Below are 15,124 nucleotides of genomic sequence, written 5' to 3'. Positions count from 1 at the left end.
TATGGCGCTTTATACCCTGGCTGATCTGCACCTTGCGTGTGCGGTCGACAAACCCATGGACATTTTTGGCGGCCGCTGGCAGGATTATATGGACAAGATTCAGGCGCATTGGTCGGCTGTTGTGACACCCGAAGATACGGTCGTCATCGGCGGGGATGTGTCCTGGGGCATTGATTTTAAAGAGTCCAAGGCAGACTTTGCTTATTTGGACCGGCTGCCCGGACGTAAGATCATCCTCAAAGGCAATCATGACCTGTGGTGGAACACCATGACCAAGATGCGCCGGTTTGTCGAAGAAAACGGCTTCCAGAACATTGAGTTTCTGCACAACAACTGCTATGTTTATGAAGACATCGGCCTGTGCGGCACAAGAGGCTGGTTCTATGAAGAAGAATTTCAGCAGCAGCAGGACGAAAAGATCTTCCGGCGGGAACTGATGCGCCTGGAAACCTCGCTCAAAGCCGCCGACGCGCTGGGGGTGCGGGAGAAATATTGTTTCCTGCATTACCCGCCGCTCTATGCCAATTTCCGCTGCGGGGAGATCATCGAACTCTTGCAGCGCTATGGTGTGACCCGCTGCATTTATGGCCATCTGCATTCGGCCAGCCTGAAATGGGCGGTTGAAGGGGTGCACGAAGGCATTGAATTCAAGCTGGTTTCGGGCGACCACGTGGATTTCACCCCGGTTTTGCTAAAAAAATAAGAAAAAATCCGAAAAATGGGCTAGAAATCCCGCGCATAATCTGATAGAATAGGTTGGATACATTTTTAGGAGGAATAAACTAAAATGGAACTGAAGAATATTGAAAAGCAGGAGAAGAGCATTGTTGCTCTGACCGTTGAAATTTCCGCCGAGGAGATCGAAGCCGCGAAGGAAAAAGCATACAAGAAAAACGGCAAGAAGATCACCGTTCCGGGCTTCCGTAAGGGCAAGGCGCCCCGCAAGCTGATCGAAAGCCTGTACGGCGACGGCGTGTTCTTTGAAGACGCTCTCAACATCTGCTATCCGGAAGTTTACGAAAAGGCAATCGCAGAAGCAAAGATCGAGCCCATCGCACAGGCGGATGTCGAGATTCAGGACATGACCGATGCTGGTTCGGTTGTTCTGCTGTGCAAGGTTCCGGTAGAGCCGGAAGTAACCCTGGGCGAGTACAAGGGCATCGAGGCTGAGCGCGCAGAAGTAAAGGTTATGGCTGCGGACGTGAAGGCAGAACTCGAGCGCATGGCACAGCGTTTTGCACGCACCGAGACCGTTGAGCGTGCAGCGAAGAAAAACGATACCGTACACATTGATTTCGAAGGCTTCCTGGACGGCGTTGCTTTTGAAGGCGGCAAGGGCGAAAATCATCCGCTCAAGCTGGGCTCTGGCACCTTTATCCCGGGCTTTGAAGATCAGCTGATCGGCTGCAAGGCTGGCGACGAGAAGGACGTTGTTGTAACCTTCCCGGAAGACTACACCGCAGAAGATCTGGCTGGCAAGGAAGCTGTCTTTAAGTGCAAGGTTCTGTCGGTACAGGAGACCATCACCCCGGCAATCGACGACGAGTTTGCCAAGGACGTTTCCGAAACCGCCGAGACCCTGGCTGACCTGAAGAAGGAAGTCAAGGAGCGCCTGACCAATGCCAAGAATGCGGAAGCTGACCGCGAGTTCGAGCAGAACATCATCGACAAGGTTGTCGAAGGCATGCAGGCTGACATCCCGGATGCAATGATCGAGCAGCAGATCGACACCATCATCCGCGATTTTGAATACCGTCTGCAGATGCAGCGCATGAACCTCGAGGGCTACCTCAAGGCAACCGGCACCGACATGGCTACCTTCCGCGGCATGTTCCGTGAGCAGGCTGAGAAGCAGGTCAAGGGCCGTCTGGCACTGAAGAAGGTTGCAGAGCTGGAGAACATCGAGATCACCGACGAGATGCTGGAAGACGAGTTCAAGAAGCTGGCAGAGCGTTACGGCATGGAAATCGACCAGGTCAAGAAGGCAATGCCGGCAGAAGCTCTGATGGCAGACCTCAAGATCGACCGTGCAATCGAGGTTCTGAGAACCAACGCAAAGGCAGTCAAGAAGGCAGAGAAGGAAGAAGCTTCCGATAAGGAATAATCCTCCTACCTTACATATCTTTCGGGGAAAAGGGCGGAAGGTGCATCCATGGAAACGAAGGATATTGAAAGGAGAACCAAGTTATGAGTTTGGTACCTATGGTCATTGAGCCGACCAACCGTGGCGGCGAACGATCCTATGACATTTATTCGCGGCTTTTGAATGACCGCATCATCTTCCTGTCGGAAGAGGTCAATGATGTGACGGCTTCTCTGGTCGTGGCACAGCTTCTGTATCTGGAAGCACAGGACCCGGATAAGGACATTTCGTTCTATATCAACAGCCCGGGTGGTTCGGTCACCGCTGGTATGGCCATCTATGACACCATGAACTATATCAAGTGCGATGTTTCCACCATCTGCATTGGTATGGCGGCTTCGATGGGCGCATTCCTGCTCGCAGCAGGCGCCAAGGGCAAGCGGTATGCGCTGCCCAATGCCGAGATCATGATCCATCAGCCGTCGGCTGGCACCCAGGGTCAGATCACCGATATGGCAATCCACCTCAAGCGACTGGAAACCATCAAAAAGCGCATGAACCACATTTTAGCCGAAAACACCGGTAAGCCGGTCGATATCGTGACCGCGGACACCGAGCGTGACAATTTCATGAGCGCACAGGAAGCGCTCGAATACGGCCTGATCGATAAGGTATTTGAAAAACGGTAATCGATCTTCCGTTTTTACGACCGCTGCACCGCCGGGTACGTCTTTGCTGCGTGCCCGGGCGGGGGAGCGGTTTTCTGGAATCCACCGGACAGAGCATGGCAAAGGCGCTCTGGGTCGGAAATGAGAGGTAAATGATGGCAAACAAAGATGAAAATAGAACGCTGAAATGTTCTTTTTGCGGCAAGCCGCAGAACAAGGTCCGCAAGCTGATCGCCGGACCGGGCGTTTATATCTGCGACGAGTGCATCGGGATCTGCTCCAGCATTCTGGAGGAAGAACTGGGCATGCACACAGCGCTGGACGAAGCGCCGCTGGAAGCGCCAGAAACACTTCCGACGCCAAAGCAGCTCAAAGCCGTGCTGGATGAATATGTCATCGGGCAGGATCGTGCCAAGGTTGCGCTTTCGGTCGCGGTATACAACCATTACAAACGTATTTTCCGCGGCGGCGACGACGTAGAATTGCAGAAAAGCAATATCCTGATGCTGGGGCCGTCGGGCTCGGGTAAGACGCTGCTCGCGCAGACGCTGGCCAAGACGTTGCAGGTGCCGTTTGCGATTGCAGATGCGACTACGTTGACCGAAGCCGGTTATGTCGGTGAAGATGTGGAAAATATTTTGCTGCGACTCATTCAGGCGGCCGATTTCGATGTCGAACTGGCGCAGCGCGGCATCATCTATGTCGATGAGATCGATAAGATTGCCCGCAAGAGCGAAAACCCGTCGATCACCCGTGATGTATCGGGCGAAGGCGTGCAGCAGGCGCTGCTCAAGATGCTGGAAGGCACAACGGCGAACGTCCCCCCGCAGGGTGGCCGCAAGCATCCGCATCAGGACTTTATCCAGATCGATACCACCAACATTCTGTTCATCTGCGGCGGCGCGTTCGATGGCATCGAGAAGATCATCCAGAACCGCACCGGCAAGCAGGGTCTGGGCTTCGGCGCAACGGTCACCAGCCGTAAGGAAGCTGATATTTCCGAACTGCTGGATAAGATCGAGCCGCATGACCTGATGAAGTTCGGTTTGATTCCCGAACTGATTGGTCGTCTGCCGGCAATCGTCAGCCTGGACAGTCTGGATCAGGACGCCCTGGTGCGCATTCTGACCGAACCCAAGAATGCTCTGGTCAAGCAGTATAAGAAGCTGTTCGAACTGGACAATGTCGAGCTGTCCTTTGATGAGGAAGCATTGGTCGAAGTCGCCAAGATTGCGGTAGAACGCAAGACGGGCGCGCGCGGCCTGCGTGGCGTACTGGAAGAAGTGATGACCAACATCATGTTCGAGATCCCGTCGGATGAAGAGATCGAGAGCGTGACCATCACCAAGGAGGTCATCCGGCAGGAGGGCGAACCAATCATTGTGCGCAAACCGAGCAAACCGGGCAAGACCGCTTAAACAACAAAGCAGAATAAGGCCGTACCATGCGGCCTTATTTTCGTATCTGACACAGGATACCGTTTACCCCCATCGGGCTTTTCCTCAAATCGGCGATTTTCAAACATTTTAAGGAAACACATGCCCGAAAAAATCACGGCAAGAGCCCAATTTGTATATTTCGCCAGATGTTGTCGCTTGCATTCCCAAGCGCTTTCGACTATACTGAATAGAGTAAGGAAAACCCCATTTAGGAGTTGAAGATATGACCATGAATGAAGAACAGACCATTCGGGTGTTGCCCGTTTTGCCACTGCGTGGGCTTACGGCCTTCCCCCAGATGCTGATTCATTTTGATGTTGGCCGTATCATGTCCATCAAGGCCTTGGAGGCTGCGATGAAGGACGGCCAAAACATTTTTTTGACCGCGCAGAAAGAACTGAAGACCGATACACCCCATGCAGAAGACCTGTTTGAGGTCGGCACCATCTGTGTCATCAAGCAGATCTTGCGCATGCCGGGGGATAACATCCGGGTATTGGTCGAAGGGCAGCGGCGCGCGCGAGCGTTGGAATTTGAAGCCATGGAGCAGGGCGGATGCCTGTATGCCAAGGTCGAACTGTTAGAGGAATATTTGCCGCATCCGTCGTATCGCCGGGAGCAGGCACTGGTTCGCACCGTGCAGGACCGCTTTGCGGAATATGCCGATTATGCGCCCCGTCTGTCCAGCGATGTGGTGTTGTGCGTGGCCGAGGGCGGCGAGCCTGGTTACCTGGCTGACTATATCGCCCAGAATATTGCGGTTGATTTTGAGATCAAGCAGGAGATTTTGGAAGAACTCAACGTGACCAAGCGGTTAACGCGCGTCATCCGTCTGCTGACTGATGAAACCGAGATTCTTAAAATCGAAAGCGACATTCAGGATGAACTGAAAGACCAGATTGATAAAAACCAGCGGGAATATTATCTGCGGGAACAGATCAAGGTGATCCAGTCCGAACTGGGCGAGCAGGATGTGAGCGCCGAAGTCGATGAATATCGGGAAAAGATCGAGGCCTTGGGGCTGCCGCAGGAGCACACCGAAAAGCTGCTCAAAGAAGCCGACCGGCTGTCCAAGATGAGCAGCACATCGGCAGAAAGCGGCGTGATTCGTACATACCTGGATACCGTGCTTGACCTGCCGTGGAACCAAACCACCAAGGAGCAGCATGATCTGGCGCGGGCACAGCGCATCTTGAACCGGGACCACTATGGACTGGAAAAGGTCAAAGAACGCATTTTGGAATTTTTGGCCGTTAAAAAGCTGGCGCCCGAGCTGAAAGGACAGGTGCTCTGTCTGGCAGGCCCTCCGGGTGTGGGCAAGACTTCGATCGCCCGTTCGGTTGCCGAAGCGATGGGACGCAATTATGTCCGTCTGTCGCTGGGCGGCGTGCGGGATGAAGCCGATATTCGCGGTCATCGCAAGACCTACATCGGTGCGATGCCCGGTCGCATCATGAATGCCATGGCGCAGGCGGGAAGCTGCAATCCGCTGATGCTGCTCGATGAAATCGATAAGATGGGCAATGATTTCCGGGGCGACCCGGCGTCGGCCATGCTCGAAGTTTTGGACATTGAGCAGAACAGCACTTTCCGTGACCATTATATCGAATTGCCCTTTGACTTGTCCGATGTATTGTTCGTGACAACGGCCAACGATTTGGGCAACGTCCCGCGTCCGCTGCTCGACCGTATGGAAGTCATCGAACTGTCCAGCTACACCAGTGAGGAAAAGGTACAGATCGCCAAGCATCATTTGCTGCAAAAGCAGATGGAAAAGCACGGTCTGACACGAGGCACGCTGTCGATTTCGGAGGAAACGCTCCATGCGGTGATTTCCGGGTATACCCGGGAGGCCGGCGTGCGCCGGTTGGAGCAGCTGCTGGCAAAGCTGTGCCGGAAGGCTGCCAAGCGCATTGCGGACGGCGAGGGCAAAAAACTTACGGTTACAACAAAAAATCTGGAAGAACTGCTGGGACCGGCCAAATTCAAGGACGATGCTATCTCCAAGCGCGATGAAGTGGGCGTGGTCAACGGTCTGGCTTGGACCAGTGTAGGCGGCGAGATGCTGCAAGCCGAAGCCGCGGTGGTACCGGGCACCGGTAAGATCGAAGTGACCGGCAATCTGGGCACTGTCATGCAGGAAAGCGCCAAGGCGGCCGTGACCTTTGTACGGTCCCGGGCGGAAATGCTGCAGATCAATCCCAATTTCTATAAGGAAATGGATATGCACATCCACTTCCCGGAAGCAGCCATTCCGAAGGATGGTCCTTCGGCCGGCGTGACCATCACAACCGCGTTGGTATCGGCCCTGACCGGTGCGCCGGTGCGGCACGACGTCGCAATGACCGGCGAAGTCACCCTGCGTGGCCGAGTCCTGCCGATCGGCGGCCTGCGGGAAAAGACCATGGCAGCGTATCGTGCGGGTATCCAGACGGTCATCATCCCCAAGGACAATGCCCCCGATCTGGAGGAAGTTGTTCCTGTGGTACGGGAGCACGTGAAGTTTGTCACCGCCGAGCACATGGACACGGTTTTGGAAACAGCGCTCGATTTTTCGCGCCGCATTCCCTATAAACGAGAAGAAAAGAAGGAGCAGTCCGCGCTACCGGTCCCGCAGATGGGCGAACCGGTGACCGCACTGCGCCAGTAAATTTGGAAAGGACAGCTATGCTCAACCTGCATCGGGCGGAATTTATTCGTTCCGCCGTCAAACCAGCCGATTTCCCACACGATGGCCTGCCGCAGATCGTTTTTGCCGGAAAGTCCAATGTCGGGAAATCCTCCACCATCAATAAGCTGCTTGGCCGCAAAAATTTTGCCCGGGTGGGCAATCAACCGGGTAAAACGATTCACATCAACTTTTTCCAGATCGATGAGAAGGCCTATTTTGTGGACCTGCCCGGCTATGGTTATGCAAAGGTTTCCAAAGCCGAACGCGACCGCTGGGGCAAGCTGATGGATCTGTATTTTGCGTCCGATTTGATTACTTTGGGCATTCAGATCGTGGACATGCGGCACAAGCCGACGCAGGATGATCAGACCATGGCACATTGGTTCCTCAGTACGGGGATGCCATTTTTGGTGATTGCCAACAAGCTCGACAAGGTGAAAAAGAGCGAGCGAGAGGGCAATTTGGCCGTGATTCGGGAAACATTACGCCTGCCCGAAGATGTGCCGGTGATCGCCTTTTCTGCGGAAAAGGGGGACGGCCGGGAGACTGTTCTGGAGATTATCCAGGCAGCCGCATGCCCCGCAGAGCCGGAAGAATAACCGAAAAGCCCCGTATGCCGGGGCTTTTCTCACAGGGGATTGGGGAAGGGAAATACTAACAGAACGGAGAATGCTTCTATGTTTGATTTTATGCGGCGGCTGATGTATGGCCGCTATGGCAACGACAGTTTGAACCAATTCCTGATGATTGCCGGTCTGTTTTTGGCGGCACTGTGGAGCTTTGTGCGCATAGATGGTTTGGCGATTGGGATTGTAGTCCTTTTGTTTCTGTGCTATTTCCGCATGTTTTCCCGCAATATTGCGCAGCGGCAAAAGGAAAATCAGAAGTTTTTATCCCTGTGGCTGCCAGCGAAGAAACAGATCGAAGGGGCTTGGCTGCGGTTCAAAGACCGCAAAACCCATCGGTATTTCAAATGCAAATGCTGCAAAACCTACCTGCGCGTACCGCGGGGAAAGGGGAAAATTAACATTAAATGTCCTAAATGTGGAAATCAATTTGTGAAAAAGACCTGATTTAGTATCGTTTCGTGCTTTTTCTACCAAATGTGCTTGCAATTCTTACCTTTTTATTAGATAATAGTTAAAGCTAAGACATTTTGGATAGAGGAGCGAAGAAAGCAATGACTGTTGAGCAATTGATTGGCAAAGTGTACAACCGGTTAAAGGACCGCGACTTTTCGGGAACACAGGACAAGCTGGCCATTCAGGTCAATTTGACGGGCAAAATCACCGGTGTGTTCTACATCGAAGTGCTGGGCGGCGTCCTTTCGGTAATGCCCTATGAATATCTGGATCGTGATGCAGCAATCTCTTTGACCATGACCAATTTTGACCGGATCTTGTCGGGAAAACTCAATCCGCAAGTTGCGTTTGCCGAAGGCAAACTCAAAGTGGAAGGCAACATTGATAAGGTCCTGCTGCTGGCAGAACTGCTGAAGAATTAAAAAATGCTCCATCCCAAACGCAGGATGGAGCATTTTTTTATAGGCCGATTTCGTCGAGCAAGGCGCGCATTTTTTGCGCCGAGGATTGTAGCTGTGCCGTTTCATCCGGGCTGAGCGGAACGTCCAACACGTTTTGGACACCGTCCCGTCCGACGACGCAGGGGAGCCCCAGGCAAAGGTCGGAAATGCCGTAGTGCCCGGACACCATGCTGGATACCGGCAACACCGAGTGTTCGTTTCGCACGATGGCTTCGGCAATGCGACGCACAGCAAGGCCGATGCCGTAGTAGGTGGCGCCTTTGCCGTCAATGATGGAGTAAGCCGCGTCGCGCACTGAAATATAGATTTTGTGCAGCGCTTCGTGCGAGGGGTCCTTGCCGCAGATGCGGCAGTAGTCATCCAGATCGACGCCGGAAATGTTGGCCGAGGACCAGACCGCCAGCTCGCTGTCGCCATGTTCGCCAATGATGAACGCATGCACATTACGGCTGTCGACTTGCAGGTATTGTCCCAGCAGGTGTTTGAGGCGGGCGGTGTCCAAAACGGTACCCGAGCCGATGACACGGCCAGCCGGCAGACCGGATAATTTTTGGGCCATATAGGTCAGCAGATCGACCGGGTTGGAAACGATCAGCAAGATGGCTTCCTGGTTGACGGGCATAATCTGCTCGATGATGGTCTGCATGATGACACGGTTTCGGCCCAGTAGTTCGATGCGGGTTTCGCCCGGCTTCTGGTTGGCACCGGCTGCGATAACAATGAGACCACATTCAGCCAGGTCTTTGTAATCGCCGGCACGAACGATACACGGCTGGGTAAACGCAATGCCGTGGCTGATGTCGGCTGCTTCTCCTTCGGCTTTTTTCTGGTTTGCATCCAGCAGCACGATCTCGGAAAACAGGCCGCTGGTGGCCAGGGTGAAGGCAGAAGTTGCCCCTACAAAACCAACGCCGATCACGGCGCACTTACGAAGATTGGTCATAAAATTTCGTCCTTTCTGAAAATACGATTGTAAAATTTGCAACAAAATAAGAGGGAAAAGGTTAGCAATTTGGAGATTTGCGCAAAAAATCATACGTTTGTAAGCAGACTGTTTATAGTTTGTGAAGAATAAAAAATTTTATGAATTTTTGATACAAAAATCAAAAGGTATGATATAATGTGTACAAACCTAAAGGAGGAATTGACGATGAAAAAAACATGCAAGCTGTTGCTTCTGGGCACAGCTCTGGCAACGACCATGACCATTTCGGCCGCTGCTGCAAACTTCACCCATTGTGCAGATTCGCTGCATGCAATGGATCTTTTCAGCGGCACGGAAAATGGATATGAGCTCGACCGGGCTCCGACCCGTGCAGAAGCAGCGGTTATGCTGGTTCGTCTGCTGGGCGGGGAAAAGGATGCAACGGCAAATACTTATGAAACTCCGTTTACCGATGTGCCCACTTGGGCAGCTCCGTATGTCGGCTGGCTGTATCACAACAACCTGACGGCTGGTGCAACCGAAACCACCTATGACACCGAAGGCGCTTGCACCGCACAGATGTATGCGACCTTCCTGATGCGCTCCCTCGGCTACACCGATACGGGCGACAATGCAGATTTCTCGTACAGCAATTCGTTGACCTTCGCAAAGGAAAAGGGCGTTGTCGATGATTTCAACTGCGATCCGGAAAACTTCCTGCGCGATGATGTGGTAGCGATGAGCTACACGGCGCTGGCAACTCAGCCCAAGGATGGCAAGAACGATACCCTGCTCGATCAGCTCGTTGCCAGCGGTGCGGTTGACGCAACCAAGGCAAAGTCCACCCAGGATACCTTCAAGGCATACAATGAGTATACCGAACTGTCCAAGAAGATGGCAGACGTGACCGACATGGCTATGAACATGAAGATGAGCATGGACATGAAGCTCAACGATGCAAACCTGGCCAAGGCCGACATGGATATGAACGTGCAGGCTAACATGGACATGGAAAACCTGGACAACAGCAAGCTGGCCATGAAGGGCAAGATTACCATGAATCTGGATGAATCTCTGGTAGAAGAAGGCCAGCAGGCACAGCAGACCATGGATATGGAAGCTTACTTCACCAATGGCGCTTACTACGTCAAGTCGGGTGATCAGAAGATCAAGACCGAAATGAGCGTACAGGACATGATGGACGGCATGGGTCTGTCGGAAATGGTGAATACCGTAGAGCCGATCTCGCTGTTTAAGAGCATTGCTAAGAATTCGGATGGCAGCTACAAGATCGAATATGCTGCATCCAGCATGAACGACATGATTGCAAACATTCTGACTTCGGCAGGCATGACGGCGGATATGGGTTCGATGACCTTTGATAACGTTGCCATCACCGTAACTCCGGAGAATGGTCAGCTCAAGTCCATGGCTGCGGATATGGATTGCTCGGTCAATGTTATGGATCAGAAGATCGATATGGCGATTACTCTGAATTATGACATCACTGCAACCGGCAGCTCGGTAAAGGTAACGCTCCCCAGCGATCTGGATACCTATACGGATATGATCGGTGGCACAAACACCCCGGCATAATGTAGGATGAAAATAGGGTATGCCCTGTGGCATGCCCTATTTTTTTGTCTAAAACAGCAGCAGACTGATTGCCATGACGGCCATACCGGCGATAAATCCATAGATCGATAAATGGTGCTCTCCATATTCGCGCGCGGCGGGAAGCAATTCATCAATCGAAATAAAGACCATGATGCCAGCCACTCCGGCAAACAGCAAGCCAAAGACCGTGTCACTCATCAACGGCCGCAGCACCAGCCAGCCGATCAGAGCACCGGCAGGCTCGGCAAAGCCCGAGCAAAAGGAATAGAGAAATGCTTTTTTCTTGGAACCGGTCGCCTGATAGATGGGGACCGATACGGCAATGCCTTCCGGGATGTTATGAATGGCGATGGCAACGACAATCGGAATGGCGATCTCGGGCTCCTGCAAGGCCGAAACAAAGGTCGCCAGACCTTCGGGGAAATTGTGCAGGGCAATGGCCAGCGCTGTAAAGACACCCATCCGCATCAATTTTTGTGGCTGTGGTTCGGATTCGATGAGTTTTACTTCATGCGGGTTTTCATAGGAAGGGATGCAGCGGTCGACAATGGCGATCAGAGCAATTCCTCCAAAAAACGCAAGAACAGTAGCCCAGCTGCCAGGACGGGCGCCCAAAGCGGTGGAAAGCGTTGTCTGTGCCTGCGCGAAAATCTCGACCATGGATACATAGACCATGACACCAGCCGAAAAACCCAGACTGACTGATAAAAACCTCTTATTGGTCTGCCGGGCCAGAAAGGCAATGGCGCTGCCGATGCCGGTGCTGAGGCCCGCAATCAAAGTCAATGTAAATGCAAAAAGGGTATGTTGCATAGGAACCTCCTTTGATGTTAACTATTGCTAACTAACATGAGTATAACATGCTCTTGTGTATCTGTCAAATAAAAATACACAAGAAAATGTGGGGCGGACTTCACGCAGTCCAAGTGCGGATTGACGAAATTCCAGGAAGTTTGTATAATAGATTTTAATTATGGACAGGGGGGAACGCGATGAAAACCGGCCACCGGCACGCGGGCGTGCGATCGATCGATTATTTTGCATATGCATCCCGTTTAAACGGTTGGAATGCCGGTTTTAAAGTGCTGTTTTCCTGTGTGACGCTGGTTTTTTGCATTGCAGCCAATGATCCATGGCTGGCGGTGTTCCTGTTCGCGGCCATGGGCTTCCTGACCGTTGGTATGGGAGGATTGCCGCTGCGTGATTATGGAGCACTATTGAGCATTCCCGCAGCTTTTTTGCTGCTCAGCGGTTTGACGCTGGCCTGCAATGTGTCCTGGACCCCGCAAGGGGACTTTTGTCTGTCGCTGCACTGGTTTTATCTATACATCAATCGAGCAGATGCCTGGGAGGCGCTGCGGTTGCTGGTCAAGGCCTTTGGTGCGGTCAGCGCGATGTATTTTATGACCTTGACCACGCCAGCCTGTGAGATCGTCGGAGTGTTGCGAAAAATCCATACGCCGAAACTGGTGATCGAGCTGATGTATCTCATCTACCGCTTCATTTTCATTTTGCTGGATGTACAGGGGCGCATGCGGGCAGCTGCCGAATCCCGGCTGGGTTATCGGGATTTGCGGACATCTCTGCGTTCGTTTGGCGGAATCGCAGGCAATCTACTCGTTTTGTCTATGCGCAAGGCAAATACCTATTACGATGCCATGGTATCCCGGTGTTATACGGGGGAGATGCGGTTTTTGGAGCCGGAAAAGCCGGTCACAACTCGGCAGTGGCTGTGTGCTGGTCTGGTATGGATGATAGGGCTTGCGATTTGGTGGTTGCTGTAAAAGGAGAAAAACATGGAACAACCAATTTTATCCGTCCAGGGCTTGGAATACGCCTATGAAGAAGGCAAGCATGCTCTGGAGCATATTTCTTTGGATGTGTATGCCGGGGAGAAGATCGCGGTGCTTGGTACCAACGGTGCCGGGAAATCGACCTTCTTTTTGTGCCTGAATGGGGTGCTCGAGCCCCATGCGGGCGAAATCCGTCTGCACGGAACAGCGATCGATGCGCGCTCGCGCAATGCGCTGCGGGAGCATGTGGGCGTGGTGTTTCAAAATGCAGACGACCAGATCATCGCTTCCACGGTGCTGGCCGAGATTTCCTTTGGGCCAATGAATTTGCGGCTGCCCAAGCAGGAGGTCGAGCGTCGGGTAGAGCATGCGATTGCTACCATGGATTTGGAGGCCTTCCGTAACCGGCCGCCACATTACATGAGCGGCGGCGAAAAAAAGCGGGTGAGCATTGCCGACATTATCGCCATGGAATCCGAAGTGATTTTATTTGACGAACCGGCTGCCTCGCTCGACCCTGCCGGGGCAGAGATGCTGGAACAGGTGCTTGAAAGCCTGTCGCGGGCCGGAAAAACGCTGCTCATTTCCACGCACGATATGGATTTTGCTTTCCGCTGGGCTTCCCGCATTGTGGTATTTTGCAACGGAAAGATTATTGCTGACGGCAGCCCGCTGGCGGTGTTTGAAAATCAAGAGATCATCGAACGAGCCAATTTGCGGCAGCCAACCATGCTGGAGGTTTTTTCCCGGCTGCGGGCGCATGGGCTGGTGCCTGCGCAGGCCGATTGTCCGCGCATCCCACAGGATCTGGATGTGCTTTTGGACTCGTAAGCAGAATTTTGGACGATTGTATCAATTTTAGCACAAGAATGCGAAATGCCTTGTAGCATATTGACAAGTTTTCGCATTTCGATTACAATAAAGATGTTTCTTCCAGGTGCAAGCAATCGATGCTTGCCGGATCTTGAAGGTACTTGCGCACATGCCGCAGGTGAAAAGGGAAAGGAGTGCAAATCTCCTACGGTCCCGCCGCTGTAATGGAAGAGTTTGGCGCATTGTGTGTCACTGGGTTTCTCTGGGAAGGCCGCGCCGGACGATGAAGCCTGAGTCAGAAAACCTGCCTTTAAGAGTAGAAATGCATACGGTTACGAGCGATGACCGGTGTGCAAAGGCAGTTTCTGACGGTGGAGGGCCGAAAAACCAGCAGGAACATGCCTAGGTGCCGGTTTTGGGTGAGTGGGAATCATCCAGAAACGGCATTTTTTATTGGGAAAGGACAGAAACAATGAAAAAGAAAATGATCGGTTTTGCTGCTGCGGCCGCGCTTACTGCCGGCCTGATTCCAGCGGCGGGTGCCATGCACATCATGGAAGGATACCTTCCAGTGAAAATGTGTATTCTGTGGGGGGCGATTTCCCTACCGTTCCTCATCGCCGGATTCTTCTCGATTCAAAAATCATTGCATCGGGATCATCGGGCGATTACACTCCTTGCGATGTCGGGCGCCTTTATCTTTGTCATCTCCTCGCTGAAGATCCCGTCGGTCACCGCGTCGTGCTCACACATGACCGGTACCGGTCTGGGCGCTATTCTATTTGGCCCGGCGGCCGTATCCATCCTGGGTATTATCGTCCTGCTGTTCCAGGCCATCCTGCTCGCGCATGGTGGACTGACCAGCCTGGGGGCGAATACCTTCTCGATGGCGATTGCCGGCCCGCTGGTCGCGTTCGGCATTTATAAACTGTGCCAGAAGCTGCGTATCAACCGTATGGTGGGCATCTTCCTGGCTGCCGCTGTCGGCGACCTGTTTACCTATTGTGTGACCAGTTTGCAGCTGGCGCTCGCTCATCCGTCGCCCGAAGGCGGCATTGGACTGGCGGCAATCAAATTCCTCGGTGTTTTTGCACCGACGCAGGTGCCGCTGGCCATTTTGGAGGGCATCTTAACGGTCGTCATCATGATCGCTTTGGAATCCTACGCACGCCCCGAACTGCGTGCGGTCGGTTATGCGGAGGAGGTCAAGTAAGCGATGACAAAATCGAATAAGAAAAAAGTGATTGTGCTGCTCATCATTGCGGTGCTGCTCATCGTCGTTCCGGTAATCGCTCTGCCGGGCGCGACCTTTGGTGGTTCGGATGATGCAGGCAGTGTGATGGTCGAAGAAGTGACCGGCCAGGCCTATGAGCCTTGGTATACACCGGTTTTGGAACAATTTTTGGGTGGAGAACTTCCCGGTGAGCTGGAAAGCCTGCTGTTTTGCGTGCAGACCGGCATCGGTGTTGGGATCATCGCGTTTTTCCTGGGCCGCTGGGTGGAACGCAAAAAACACGACCGGGACAACGACCACAAAGATCAATGATACGGAAAGCAGAGCGGTCCCTCCTC

The 15,124-nt window shown here is 53.0% G+C and carries 15 protein-coding genes and 1 riboswitch; of the genes, 13 read left to right on the top strand and 2 right to left on the bottom strand.

The features are described 5' to 3' along the window. Position 1: 1 nt before the first annotated feature. The 8 genes from EFB11_RS01250 (at position 2) to EFB11_RS01215 (ending at position 8,365) form a co-directional block, all read left to right on the top strand. Positions 2-703: a metallophosphoesterase gene (locus EFB11_RS01250; RefSeq protein ID WP_122788583.1), complete on the top strand. Its 702-nt coding sequence runs from the start codon at positions 2-4 to the stop codon at positions 701-703. 84 nt (positions 704-787) lie between these two features. Then, positions 788-2,104, top strand: a complete 1,317-nt coding sequence (gene tig / locus EFB11_RS01245; protein ID WP_122788582.1) for a trigger factor — start codon at positions 788-790, stop codon at positions 2,102-2,104. A gap of 83 nt (positions 2,105-2,187) precedes the next feature. Beyond that, positions 2,188-2,772, top strand: coding sequence for an ATP-dependent Clp endopeptidase proteolytic subunit ClpP (gene clpP, locus EFB11_RS01240; RefSeq protein WP_122788581.1), 585 nt, complete (start codon positions 2,188-2,190; stop codon positions 2,770-2,772). Positions 2,773-2,906: 134 nt separating this feature from the next. Next, a complete protein-coding gene (gene clpX / locus EFB11_RS01235) occupies positions 2,907-4,169 on the top strand; it encodes an ATP-dependent Clp protease ATP-binding subunit ClpX (RefSeq protein ID WP_122788580.1) in 1,263 nt (420 codons plus the stop codon). A gap of 250 nt (positions 4,170-4,419) precedes the next feature. Next, positions 4,420-6,840 (top strand): endopeptidase La, encoded by a 2,421-nt coding sequence (gene lon, locus EFB11_RS01230; RefSeq protein WP_442906844.1) that lies wholly within the window; start codon positions 4,420-4,422, stop codon positions 6,838-6,840. A 17-nt stretch (positions 6,841-6,857) separates the two neighbouring features. Beyond that, positions 6,858-7,460 (top strand): ribosome biogenesis GTP-binding protein YihA/YsxC, encoded by a 603-nt coding sequence (gene yihA, locus EFB11_RS01225; protein WP_122788578.1) that lies wholly within the window; start codon positions 6,858-6,860, stop codon positions 7,458-7,460. Positions 7,461-7,538: 78 nt separating this feature from the next. Next, positions 7,539-7,934 carry a hypothetical protein gene (locus tag EFB11_RS01220; RefSeq protein WP_122788577.1) on the top strand — a complete coding sequence of 132 codons (396 nt, stop codon included), beginning with the start codon at positions 7,539-7,541 and terminating at the stop codon, positions 7,932-7,934. Positions 7,935-8,041: 107 nt separating this feature from the next. Then, on the top strand, positions 8,042-8,365 hold the full coding sequence (locus EFB11_RS01215; protein ID WP_122788576.1) for an SCP2 sterol-binding domain-containing protein: 324 nt from the start codon (positions 8,042-8,044) through the stop codon (positions 8,363-8,365). Between the two features lie 37 nt (positions 8,366-8,402). Here EFB11_RS01215 and EFB11_RS01210 read toward each other — a convergent pair whose 3' ends face one another. After that, entirely contained in the window at positions 8,403-9,347 is a 945-nt protein-coding gene (locus tag EFB11_RS01210; RefSeq protein ID WP_122788575.1) for an L-lactate dehydrogenase, read from the bottom strand. A 207-nt stretch (positions 9,348-9,554) separates the two neighbouring features. Here EFB11_RS01210 and EFB11_RS01205 point away from each other — a divergent pair, with 207 nt between their 5' ends. After that, the gene (locus EFB11_RS01205; protein WP_122788574.1) at positions 9,555-10,925 is read left to right on the top strand and encodes an S-layer homology domain-containing protein; all 1,371 of its coding nucleotides are present in this window, start codon (positions 9,555-9,557) and stop codon (positions 10,923-10,925) included. Between the two features lie 48 nt (positions 10,926-10,973). On the opposite strand, the gene zupT is transcribed toward EFB11_RS01205, so the two are convergent. Next, positions 10,974-11,759, bottom strand: a complete 786-nt coding sequence (zupT, locus tag EFB11_RS01200) for a zinc transporter ZupT (RefSeq protein WP_122788573.1) — start codon at positions 11,757-11,759, stop codon at positions 10,974-10,976. 179 nt (positions 11,760-11,938) lie between these two features. Between zupT and cbiQ the strand changes: the two genes are divergently transcribed. The 4 genes from cbiQ to EFB11_RS01180 all read left to right on the top strand — a co-directional run bounded on the left by cbiQ (position 11,939) and on the right by EFB11_RS01180 (position 15,098). Further along, entirely contained in the window at positions 11,939-12,730 is a 792-nt protein-coding gene (cbiQ, locus tag EFB11_RS01195; RefSeq protein WP_122788572.1) for a cobalt ECF transporter T component CbiQ, read from the top strand. 12 nt (positions 12,731-12,742) lie between these two features. Further along, positions 12,743-13,570, top strand: a complete 828-nt coding sequence (locus tag EFB11_RS01190; RefSeq protein ID WP_122788570.1) for an energy-coupling factor ABC transporter ATP-binding protein — start codon at positions 12,743-12,745, stop codon at positions 13,568-13,570. A gap of 120 nt (positions 13,571-13,690) precedes the next feature. After that, positions 13,691-13,878: riboswitch (cobalamin riboswitch) on the top strand. Positions 13,879-14,024: 146 nt separating this feature from the next. Then, positions 14,025-14,765: an energy-coupling factor ABC transporter permease gene (locus tag EFB11_RS01185; RefSeq protein WP_122788569.1), complete on the top strand. Its 741-nt coding sequence runs from the start codon at positions 14,025-14,027 to the stop codon at positions 14,763-14,765. Between the two features lie 3 nt (positions 14,766-14,768). Further along, positions 14,769-15,098: an energy-coupling factor ABC transporter substrate-binding protein gene (locus tag EFB11_RS01180; RefSeq protein ID WP_122788566.1), complete on the top strand. Its 330-nt coding sequence runs from the start codon at positions 14,769-14,771 to the stop codon at positions 15,096-15,098. Positions 15,099-15,124: the final 26 nt, after the last annotated feature.

Source organism: Intestinibacillus sp. Marseille-P6563, assembly GCF_900604335.1.
GTDB lineage: Bacteria > Bacillota > Clostridia > Oscillospirales > Butyricicoccaceae > Butyricicoccus_B.
Note: the sequence above shows the minus strand (reverse complement) of the source record. Positions and strands in the feature narration are given on the sequence as shown.

What these genes read in the sequence shown, in the direction of transcription:
- EFB11_RS01250 (WP_122788583.1), top strand. Translation starts at nt 2, where the DNA reads ATGGCGCTTTATACCCTGGCTGATCTGCACCTTGCGTGTGCGGTCGAC.
- tig (WP_122788582.1), top strand. Translation starts at nt 788, where the DNA reads ATGGAACTGAAGAATATTGAAAAGCAGGAGAAGAGCATTGTTGCTCTG.
- clpP (WP_122788581.1), top strand. Translation starts at nt 2,188, where the DNA reads ATGAGTTTGGTACCTATGGTCATTGAGCCGACCAACCGTGGCGGCGAA.
- clpX (WP_122788580.1), top strand. Translation starts at nt 2,907, where the DNA reads ATGGCAAACAAAGATGAAAATAGAACGCTGAAATGTTCTTTTTGCGGC.
- lon (WP_442906844.1), top strand. Translation starts at nt 4,420, where the DNA reads ATGAATGAAGAACAGACCATTCGGGTGTTGCCCGTTTTGCCACTGCGT.
- yihA (WP_122788578.1), top strand. Translation starts at nt 6,858, where the DNA reads ATGCTCAACCTGCATCGGGCGGAATTTATTCGTTCCGCCGTCAAACCA.
- EFB11_RS01220 (WP_122788577.1), top strand. Translation starts at nt 7,539, where the DNA reads ATGTTTGATTTTATGCGGCGGCTGATGTATGGCCGCTATGGCAACGAC.
- EFB11_RS01215 (WP_122788576.1), top strand. Translation starts at nt 8,042, where the DNA reads ATGACTGTTGAGCAATTGATTGGCAAAGTGTACAACCGGTTAAAGGAC.
- EFB11_RS01210 (WP_122788575.1), bottom strand. Translation starts at nt 9,347, where the DNA reads ATGACCAATCTTCGTAAGTGCGCCGTGATCGGCGTTGGTTTTGTAGGG.
- EFB11_RS01205 (WP_122788574.1), top strand. Translation starts at nt 9,555, where the DNA reads ATGAAAAAAACATGCAAGCTGTTGCTTCTGGGCACAGCTCTGGCAACG.
- zupT (WP_122788573.1), bottom strand. Translation starts at nt 11,759, where the DNA reads ATGCAACATACCCTTTTTGCATTTACATTGACTTTGATTGCGGGCCTC.
- cbiQ (WP_122788572.1), top strand. Translation starts at nt 11,939, where the DNA reads ATGAAAACCGGCCACCGGCACGCGGGCGTGCGATCGATCGATTATTTT.
- EFB11_RS01190 (WP_122788570.1), top strand. Translation starts at nt 12,743, where the DNA reads ATGGAACAACCAATTTTATCCGTCCAGGGCTTGGAATACGCCTATGAA.
- EFB11_RS01185 (WP_122788569.1), top strand. Translation starts at nt 14,025, where the DNA reads ATGAAAAAGAAAATGATCGGTTTTGCTGCTGCGGCCGCGCTTACTGCC.
- EFB11_RS01180 (WP_122788566.1), top strand. Translation starts at nt 14,769, where the DNA reads ATGACAAAATCGAATAAGAAAAAAGTGATTGTGCTGCTCATCATTGCG.